9 protein-coding genes are annotated in these 6,312 nt (G+C 72.9%); 7 read left to right on the top strand and 2 right to left on the bottom strand.

The annotated features are described in order from the left end of the window. Positions 1–39: 39 nt before the first annotated feature. The 6 genes from ABGB05_RS25015 (at position 40) to ABGB05_RS24990 (ending at position 3,900) form a co-directional block, all read left to right on the top strand. Positions 40–1,269 (top strand): mechanosensitive ion channel family protein, encoded by a 1,230-nt coding sequence (locus tag ABGB05_RS25015; protein ID WP_347655978.1) that lies wholly within the window; start codon positions 40–42, stop codon positions 1,267–1,269. 250 nt (positions 1,270–1,519) lie between these two features. Beyond that, positions 1,520–1,951 carry a phage holin family protein gene (locus ABGB05_RS25010; protein ID WP_347655967.1) on the top strand — a complete coding sequence of 144 codons (432 nt, stop codon included), beginning with the start codon at positions 1,520–1,522 and terminating at the stop codon, positions 1,949–1,951. Continuing rightward, on the top strand, positions 1,948–2,259 hold the full coding sequence (locus ABGB05_RS25005; RefSeq protein WP_347655966.1) for a DUF3618 domain-containing protein: 312 nt from the start codon (positions 1,948–1,950) through the stop codon (positions 2,257–2,259). The genes ABGB05_RS25010 and ABGB05_RS25005 overlap by 4 nt, the downstream gene beginning before the upstream one ends. A 108-nt stretch (positions 2,260–2,367) precedes the next feature. Further along, the gene (locus ABGB05_RS25000) at positions 2,368–2,640 is read left to right on the top strand and encodes a DUF4235 domain-containing protein (protein WP_347655965.1); all 273 of its coding nucleotides are present in this window, start codon (positions 2,368–2,370) and stop codon (positions 2,638–2,640) included. 62 nt (positions 2,641–2,702) lie between these two features. Then, positions 2,703–3,404 (top strand): LppX_LprAFG lipoprotein, encoded by a 702-nt coding sequence (locus ABGB05_RS24995; protein ID WP_347655963.1) that lies wholly within the window; start codon positions 2,703–2,705, stop codon positions 3,402–3,404. Positions 3,405–3,696: 292 nt separating this feature from the next. Then, positions 3,697–3,900 carry a cold-shock protein gene (locus ABGB05_RS24990; RefSeq protein ID WP_007075740.1) on the top strand — a complete coding sequence of 68 codons (204 nt, stop codon included), beginning with the start codon at positions 3,697–3,699 and terminating at the stop codon, positions 3,898–3,900. A gap of 123 nt (positions 3,901–4,023) precedes the next feature. Here the strand turns inward: ABGB05_RS24990 and ABGB05_RS24985 are convergent, their stop codons facing one another. Beyond that, positions 4,024–4,257: a hypothetical protein gene (locus ABGB05_RS24985; protein ID WP_347655977.1), complete on the bottom strand. Its 234-nt coding sequence runs from the start codon at positions 4,255–4,257 to the stop codon at positions 4,024–4,026. 47 nt (positions 4,258–4,304) lie between these two features. Further along, on the bottom strand, positions 4,305–5,288 hold the full coding sequence (locus ABGB05_RS24980) for an aldo/keto reductase (RefSeq protein WP_347655959.1): 984 nt from the start codon (positions 5,286–5,288) through the stop codon (positions 4,305–4,307). Between the two features lie 129 nt (positions 5,289–5,417). Here ABGB05_RS24980 and ABGB05_RS24975 point away from each other — a divergent pair, with 129 nt between their 5' ends. Continuing rightward, entirely contained in the window at positions 5,418–6,308 is an 891-nt protein-coding gene (locus ABGB05_RS24975; protein WP_347655958.1) for a methyltransferase domain-containing protein, read from the top strand. Positions 6,309–6,312 lie beyond the last annotated feature (4 nt).

The following is a 6,312-nucleotide window of genomic DNA, read 5'->3' as shown; positions in this document are numbered from 1 at the left end:
CCCCTGGACGACCGGCCCGCTGCCGGGGAAAGGAAGATCTTGGACAGCTACCTCTGGACGGTCGTGATCGCGGTCGGCGCGGCGGTGTTCGCGCTCGTCGTGGTGGAACTGGTCCACCGGATCGTGCGCCGGCTCGGCCGGCGCTCCGTACTGCTCGCCGAGTTGTCCGAGCACGCCCACCGTCCGTTCCAGGTGGCGGCCACCGTGGTCGCGCTGCAGTTCGGCATCCGGTTCAGCACCGGGTACGGCGTCGGCACACACTGGCGCCGGACCCTGCTGCACCTGCTCGTCCTGGCCGTCATCGCGACCGTCGCCTGGCTGGTCGCGTCGTTGCTGCTGGTCACCGAGGACACCGCGCTGGCCCGGTTCCGGATCGACGTGCCGGACAACCGGCAGGCGCGCCGGATCCGGACCCAGATCGTCATGCTGCGCCGGATCACCATCGCGGTCATCGTGGTGCTCACCGTCGGCGTCATGCTGATGACCTTCCCCGGGGTCCGGGGCATCGGCGCGAGTGTGCTCGCCTCGGCCGGGGTGATCGGCGCGATCGCCGCGCTGGCCGCGCAGAGCGTGCTCGGCAACGTCTTCGCCGGGGTCCAGCTCGCGTTCAGCGACGCGGTCCGGCTCGACGACGTGGTGGTGGTCGAGGGGGAGTGGGGGCGGATCGAGGAACTGACCCTCAGCTACGTCGTGGTGCAGATCTGGGACGACCGGCGGCTGATCCTGCCGACGTCGTACTTCACCACGAAGCCGTTCCAGAACTGGACCCGTACCCAGGCCGCCGTGCTCGGCACCGCCGAGTTCGAGGTCGACTGGTCGGTGGATGTCCAGGCGATGCGGGAGGAACTGCGTCGCCTGGTCGAGGGGACCGAGTTGTGGGACGGGCGGACCTGCGTACTGCAGGTCACCGACGCGGTCGGCGGTGTGGTCCGACTGCGGGCCCTGGTCAGCGCGGGTGACGCGCCGCGGCTGTGGGACCTGCGCTGCCTGGTCCGGGAGCACCTGGTCGGGTGGCTGCGTGACCAGCGGCCGACGGCGCTGCCCCGGCTGCGTACCGAGGTCGGCGACGCGTCCGGCCGGCTGCCCTGGCAGTGGACGCGGCCACCGGCCCCCACCTCGGCGCCGTCCGGACGCCAGCCCGCCGGACGGCGTACGACGGAACACGAGCCTCCGGACGACGCCCGCCTCTTCGGTGGCGACGACGACGGCGAGGCGCGCAGCAGTGCCTTCCTCGGTCCGGACGAACCGGCGGAGGCCCCGCCGCGCTGACCCGCCCCGCCGCGCCCGGTTCGCCGTACCACCCTTCCGACCTGCCCGATCAGCCGTCATCGGGCCGGTCCGTGGCGGACACTTACGACAACGGAACTCCGCGGGGCGGTCCGGACCGCCCCGGGCGAGGCGGAGCGGCGAACCGGGGGTGCCGGGTGTGCTGTCGGCACGCCGCCTCCCGGTCCGGACATCAGGATTGAACGGCGGGCGACCGGGGCATACACCCCAGGGACCGGATGAGGAGGACAGCATGGCTGATGTCGTACGCGATTCCGCCCGACCGGTCGCGGAGCAGTCCACCGCGGAACTGGTGCAGCGCGCGACCGAGCAGCTGTCGCGGCTGGTCCGCGACGAGTTGGCGTTGGCCCGGATCGAGCTCGCCGAGAAGGGGCGGCAGGCCGGGATCGGGGCGGGGCTGTTCGGCGGTGCCGGGGTGCTGGCCCTCTGCGGGCTCGGCGTGCTGGCCGCCGCCGCGGTGCTGGCACTCGCGCTGGTGCTGCCCGGTTGGGCGGCGGCGCTGGTGGTGGCGGGAGGACTGTTCCTGGTCGCCGGTGTGGTCGCGTTGACCGGGCGACGGCGGCTCCGTCGGGCGGTGCCGCCGGTGCCGACCGCGACGGCGGACAGTCTCCGGGCCGACGTACGGGTGGTCGCCTCCGCGGTGCGGGACAGGGGACAGGCATGAACCGCAGCAACGGAAGCGGCAATCCCGAGGCGCTACGGGCCGAGATCCGGCAGACCCGGGCCGAACTCGGCGAGACGGTGCAGGCGCTGGCGGCCAAGGCGGACGTCAAGGCGCGGATCAGGGGATCGGCGGCGCAGACCCGCGCCCGGATGCGACAGCGGGCCGCGCGGACCACGACGTCGGTCCGGACCTCCGTGCACGACGCCGGATCGGTGGCGCTGCGGCATCCGGTGCCCTGGGTGGTCGCCGCCGCCGGAGCGCTCGCGCTGGCGGCGTTGCTGCTGGTGGCCCGGGCAAGACGAGGGTGACCGGCCCGGCCACCGGCGGTTGAGGTATCCGACCGGCCCGGGCCCGTCGGATGAGGTATCCGACCGACGACCGGTCGGTCCGGGTGGGGCCTGAGGGAGGGCACGCGAATGAGCAGGACGGTCAGCAAGGTGGCCTACCGACCGGTGGGCATCCTGCTGGGCATGGCCGCCGGGGTGGCGGCCGGTGCGGTGTTCCGACAGGTGTGGAAGTTCGCCTCCGGCGACGGTGACGCCCCGGACGCCACGGACGAGCACCGGGGCTGGGGCGAGATCCTGGCCGCCGCGGCGCTGCAGGGAGCGATCTTCGCGGTGGTCCGGGCCGCCGTGGACCGTGGCGGCGCGGTCGGCGTCCGGCGGGTCACCGGTCGCTGGCCCGACTGACCGTCGGCGGCTCCACCGGTCGCTGGACCGGCCGACCGGGCGGTCGTGAGTACGCTTCGGCTATGCGACGATCCCTCGCGCTCGCCGGGGCGCTGTCCCTGCTGCTCGCCCTCTCCACCGCCTGCACCGGGGACCGGACGCCGGCGCCGGCCGGGGAGACCGGCGCCGCCTCCTCGCTGCCGCGGGCCGACGAACTGCTGACGGCCGCGGCGACCGAGTTGAGGACGGTGCGGAGCGCGCGGTTCACCATCACCACCGACGGCTCGGCCACCCTGCTCGACATCAGCTCCGCCGAGGGCGTGCTCACCGCCGACGGTGAGGCGGAGGGGACCGCACGGCTCAGCCAGGCGGGTGCGCCGCTGCGCCTGTCGTTCGTGGTCAAGGGCGACAGCCTGTACGTCAACGGCCTCACCAGGGGCTGGCAACGGGTGCCGTTGTCGGTCGCCGCCAGCATCTACGACCCCTCCGCGATCCTCTCCACCGACCGGGGGGTGGCCAACCTGGTGGCCACGGCCAGCGGCAGCACCGAGGCCCGGGAGAGCATCGACGGCGTACCGGCGTACCGGATCCGTGGCACCCTGCCCGGTGCCGCCCTCGCGACACTGGCCCCCGGGGTCGACGGCGACGTCGTCGGCACGCTCTGGATCGGCGTCGACCGGCCACTGCTGCACCGGGTCACGTTCCCCGGGCCGGGCGGGTCCGGCACGGTGACCGTGACCTTCTCGGACTACGACATCCCGGTGACCATCCGCACCCCACGGTGACCGTCGTTCCACCGTTTACCAGCAGCTTCGGCACGGGTTCGGCGGGCGTACGCCCTGCCCTCCGGTCGATGGCCGGCGGGCGTCCGACGGTCTTCTCAGGTCACATGTCGGAGAATTTCGTCGGGTAGGCTATGCGAAGTTTTTGCGTACGTGGTTTGCTGTTCCACGCTGTTGAGACAGTGTGGGTCGAGGGAAGTCCTCCTTCGTGGGGGCCGACTCAAGGCGCCGCTGCTCGAAAACGGCCAACCGGCCGCACGGCGTGCTCGGCCGCCAGTTTTAGAAGGAGATACACATGGCGCAGGGAACCGTGAAGTGGTTCAACGCAGACAAGGGCTTCGGCTTCATCACCGTCGACGGCGGGGGTGCTGACGTGTTCGTCCACTTCTCGGCCATCCAGACCAGCGGCTACCGCACGCTGGAGGAGAACCAGCGGGTGGAGTTCGAGATCGCTCAGGGCCAGAAGGGGCCGCAGGCTGAGCAGGTTCGCCCCATCTGATTCCGTGACGGCCGGTGCCCCGGCCTAGGGTGACGATTCATACGGATCCACGTCGAGCCCCGCAGGTGCGGGGCTCGACGCGTGTCCGGGGGCCGGATGTCCGGAGCCGGCCGGATCGTCCACTCAGGACGTGGAGCCCGGAAACGCCGAACCCCGGGACGGCGGACCGTCGGCGCGGGCGCGCAGGCCGACCCGGAGCAGGACCACCCCGGCGGCCACCAGCAGCGGGCCGACGACCGCCAGCACCGTCTCGCCGGTCAGCACACTGCCGGCCAGCCGGCCCAGCCCCTGCAGGGTCCAGAGCGCGCCGACGACGATCGCGAGCAGCCCCAGCGTGAGCGGGAGCCAGCCGCGCATCGTCGTCCCCTCTCCGGCCGGGGCGGGCCCGGCGTCCTCCGGCGTACTCACCAGCGGTGGTGGACCTGGGGGCGGATCAGCTCGTCGTAGACGTTCGCGACCGTCTTCACCGCCTCGGCCGGCAGTGGGGACAGGTCGGCGGCGGCCACGTTCGCCCGGGCCTGGTCGGCGTTGCGGGCACCGGGGATCACCACGGTGACGCCCGCCTGGTCGAGGATCCACCGGAGGGCGAACTGCGCCATCGTGGCGCCGTCCGGGACCAGCGGGAGCAGCCGGCGTACGGCGTCCAGCCCGGTCCGGTAGTCCACTCCGGAGAAGGTCTCGCCGACGTCGAACGCCTCGCCGTGCCGGTTGTAGGTGCGGTGGTCGTCGGCACCGAAGGTGGTGTTCTCGTCGTACCGGCCGGAGAGCAGCCCGCTGGCCAGCGGGACCCGGGCGATGATGCCGACCCCGGCGGCGGACGCGGCGGGCAGGACCCGCTCCAGCGGCTTGTGGCGCAGGGCGTTGAGGATGATCTGCACGCTGGCCACCCCGGGCCGGGCGATCGCGGCGAGCGCCTCGTCGCAGGTCTCCACGCTGACCCCGTACGCCCGGATCCGTTCCTCGGCGACCAGGGTGTCCAGGGCGTCGAAGACCGCGTCGGTGTGGAACACCGGGGTGGGCGGGCAGTGCAACTGCACGAGGTCGAGGACGTCGACGCCGAGGTTGCTTCGGGAGCGGTCGGTCCAGGCCCGGAAGTTCTCCAGCGTGTACGCCTCGGGGGTCTGCGGCACCCGGCGGCCCATCTTGGTGGCGACGGTGAGCCCGGCGTCGGGGCGCTGGCGCAGGAACCGGCCGATCAGTTGCTCACTGCGTCCGTCGCCGTAGACGTCGGCGGTGTCCAGGAAGGTGACGCCACCGTCGACGGCGGCGTCCAGGATGGCCAGGGCCTCGGATTCGCTGACCTGGCCCCAGTCGGCGCCGAGTTGCCAGGCGCCGAGTCCGACGACGCCGACCAGACGGTCCAGGCGTGCAAAGTTGCGTTGTTCCACGGCGGGAAGCCTATCCCGGGAGTGGTGCCGGACGGTCCGGGGCCGGACGGCGTACGCTTAGCAAGACGTACGTACGGTATGGCATGGTCCGGGAGCTGGGAAATCTACCGGCGCGGAGTGGAGGACGTCATGTGGGATCCGACCAGTTACCTCAGGTACGGCGACGAACGGTCCCGGCCGTTCCACGACCTGCTCGCCCGGATCGGGGCGCAGCGGCCGCGTACCGTCGTCGACCTCGGCTGCGGCCCCGGCAACCTGACCCTCACCCTGGCGGACCGGTGGCCCGGTGCCCGGGTCCTCGGCCTGGACTCGGCCCCCGAGATGATCGAGGCGGCCGTCGCCCGGAAACGGCCTGCCGCGTCCGCCGGTCGGATCGAGTTCTCCGTGGCCGACGTCCGGGACTGGGTGCCCGGCCCCGACGTCGACGTGGTGGTCTGCAACGCCGTGCTGCAGTGGGTTCCCGGTCACCGGGAGTTGCTGCGGCGCTGGGCCCGGGACCTGCCCGCCGGCGCCTGGCTCGCGGTCCAGGTCCCCGGCAACTTCGACGCCCCCTCGCACCGCACGCTGCGCACCCTCGCCGCCGAACCCCCCTGGCGCGACGTGGTCGCCCCGGTGCTCCGCCACGGTCCCGCCGGCGGGACCGGCCTGCCGGATCCGCACCCGCCGGTCGCCGTCGGATCCGGTGACCCGGTGGGGCGGGCGTCCGGATCCGACGGGCCGGTCGACGACGCGGAGGGCTACGCCACGCTGCTGACCGACGCGAACTGCCAGGTCGACGCCTGGGAAACTAACTACGTGCACCTGCTACCGGCTCGCGACGACGCCGTACACCCGGTCCTGAGCTGGTTGGAGGGGACCGGACTGCGGCCGGTCCGAGCCGTCCTCGACGACGCCGCGTGGACGGACTTCCGCCGCGTGCTCGGCGACCGGCTCTCGGCCGCCTACCCGGTCCGAAACGGGTTGGTGTCCTTCCCGTTCCGCCGTATCTTCTTCGTCGCCCGTACCGGCGCCCGATCCTAGGGAG

Origin of the sequence: Plantactinospora sp. B5E13, assembly GCF_039871775.1 — a bacterium.
Classification (GTDB): domain Bacteria; phylum Actinomycetota; class Actinomycetes; order Mycobacteriales; family Micromonosporaceae; genus Plantactinospora.
This window is presented reverse-complemented; position numbering and strand designations above follow the sequence as displayed.